This is a genomic window from Herbaspirillum lusitanum P6-12 (assembly GCF_000256565.1).
Taxonomy (GTDB): Bacteria; Pseudomonadota; Gammaproteobacteria; order Burkholderiales; family Burkholderiaceae_D; genus Herbaspirillum; species Herbaspirillum lusitanum.
Genome location: NZ_AJHH01000569.1, coordinates 1 through 2,541 on the forward strand (window position 1 = coordinate 1; position 2,541 = coordinate 2,541).

2 protein-coding genes are annotated in these 2,541 nt (G+C 60.3%); both read right to left on the minus strand.

Translation table 11 applies throughout. The annotated features are described in order from the left end of the window. Positions 1–1,911 (minus strand): hybrid sensor histidine kinase/response regulator (locus HLUSI_RS0118785; protein WP_029363757.1); only part of this gene is annotated, 1,911 nt, incomplete at its 3' end. Beyond that, positions 1,901–2,541, minus strand: a 641-nt coding sequence (locus tag HLUSI_RS0118790; RefSeq protein ID WP_029363758.1) for an ATPase domain-containing protein, incomplete at its 5' end; no start/stop codon positions are given. The genes HLUSI_RS0118790 and HLUSI_RS0118785, both read right to left, overlap by 11 nt.

The window sequence follows — 2,541 nt, forward strand, 5'->3', positions numbered from 1 at the left end:
GGCAGCGGCGATTACTTCGGCGCCGTTCATGCCCGGCATCAGAAAGTCCACGATCAACAGGTCGAAATGGGCTCTTTGCAACTTTTCCAGCCCGAACCAGCCGTTCTCCGCCTGATCCACCGTATAGCCCAGGATTTCAAGGCATTCGACGATGAACTGCCGGACCTGGGCGTCGTCCTCCACCACCAGAATGTTGCCGGATTCCTTCGGTTCCAGCGGCTGGTCCAGCATTTCCTGATCGTGCTCACGCACCGGCAGCGCGCCGGCCACCGGTAGCCAGACCTCCACCGTCGTACCTTTTCCCACTACGCTATCGATGCGCGCCAGCCCGCCGGACTGATCGGCAATGCCGTACACCTGGCTGAGTCCGAGGCCGGTGCCTTTGCCGACCGCCTTGGTGGTGAAGAAGGGGTCGAATACCTTGCTGAGAATTTCCTGCGTGATGCCGGTGCCGGTGTCCTTGACCTCGATCACGATGTAGGCGCCGGGCTTGAGCACGCCATCGTGGGCGTAGCGGTGCTGCACGTTGATGGTCAGGTTGCCGCCGTCGGGCATGGCGTCGCGCGCGTTGATGGCGAGATTGAGGATCGCCATCTCGATCTGGTTGGCGTCGGCCACGGCGCGCGGCAAATCCTCGGCAACATTGATCGAGATGCTGATGCCGGTACCGACCGACACGGCGATCAGATCCTTCATGCCGTCGATGACCGAGGCGATGTCGACCGCTTTCAGGTCCAGCGTCTGGTTGCGCGAGAACGCCAGCAACTGCCCGGTCAGTTTGGCGCCGCGCTTGGTGGCGTTGCGCGCGGAACCGGCCATGCGCTTGATGCGTTCATCGGAGGAGAGCCGCTCGATCAGGTCGACGTTGCCGATGATCACGTTGAGCAGGTTGTTGAAATCATGCGCGATGCCGCCGGTCAGGCGGCCGATCGCTTCCATCTTCTGCGCCTGCACCAGCGCGATCTGGGTGCGTTCACGCTCGGACATTTCCTTCATCAGGCGGTCGTTGGCCTGGGCCAGTTCGGACGTGCGTTCCTGGATGCGCAACTCGAGGGTCTCGTTGAACTGGCGCAGATTGCTCTCGCTTTCGAGCAGACGATCCTCCGCCTCGCGACGGTCGCTGATATCGAGCGAGACGCCGGCCATCTGAATCGGCACGCCGACACTGTTATGGAGGGTCTGGCCGCGAATCTGCACCCAATGCACGGAGCCGTCCGGCCATACCACCTGGTACTCGATCGAGAAATCGTCTTTCGACAACAAGGCTGCTTCGATCACATCCAGATGGCGCTGGCGATCGTCGGCATGAATCGCGTTGATCAGGTCGTCGTAAGTGAATTCGCTCTCCGGCGCAATGCCGAAGTGCATCTTGCACGCATCTGAAACGATCAGGATGGAATTGGCCAGTTCCAGGCTCCAGGAGCCGAGACGTCCGGCATGCAGCGCCAGGCGCAGATGTTCTTCCGAGCGCGCGCGTTCCTGCAGATGGCTGCGGCTGAGGTATTGCCGGCGTCGCGCACGCAGCGCCGAGACTCCGGCGCGCAGCAGCGTCTCGCTATTCACGGGGCGCTCCAGCAAGATCATGTTGACCAGGCGCTCCAGCACGTCCAGCACCGGATTGCGTTCGGCATTGCGTTGCTTGGCGCTGAGGATCACGAAGGGAAAATCAGACCACGATTCCTGTTTTTCCACCCAGCGATGCAGCAGCGAAAAATCCGCATTGCCGAGTGCTTCCTCGGTAATCAATGCCGCCCCGGCGCCGATCTCCAGTTCCTGCATCAACTCGGCATAGCTGCTGCAGATTGCACATTTAAGGCCTTCGGCCGACAGCGTCTGCTCAATGACTTCCGCATCCCGGCCATGGGGAGCAAGGATGAGGATGCGTTCCTCCAACGGGAGATTAATCGGCATCGGTTGCCATGATGGGAGTTCTGCCGCGGTACGTCGGCAGTCCGCTCATGATGCCTTCAAAATCCTGTAAAGCTTCGCCTATCTGCAGTCCCTGGCTCGGACTGAGCCGGAACTCGTGGATGGAGCGCGGATGATTGCTGATGCGACTCTTGACCACCGATACGGCAGTGGCGATGTCGCCGCGCGCCTCGAAGAAACGGAACAACAGGATGGTGTCGCTGAGATAGCTGAGGTCGATGTCGGAACGGATTTCGCCGACCAGACCATGTTGTCCCAGCACCAGCAGCGTGGTGACGCCTTGCTGGCTCAGGTAGGACAGCATCTCGTGCATCTGCAGCAGCAGGAATTTTTCACCCGGCATCGACTGCATGTAAGCATTGAGACTATCGATCACGGCAAAACTGCGACCTTCGTTCTCGACTGCGTTGCGCACGGTGCTGGTGAACTCCCCGGGCGACATTTCAGCGGGATTGACCGAGTGGAGCTTGAGGCTGCCGTCGGCGATATAAGGCTCGACGTCCATGCCGAGTGCGCGTGCACGGCTCATCAATGTGCCCCGGCCTTCGTCGAACAGGTAATAGGCAGCGCGTTCGCCGCGGAACATAGTTCCATAGTTCATAAGATAGCTAA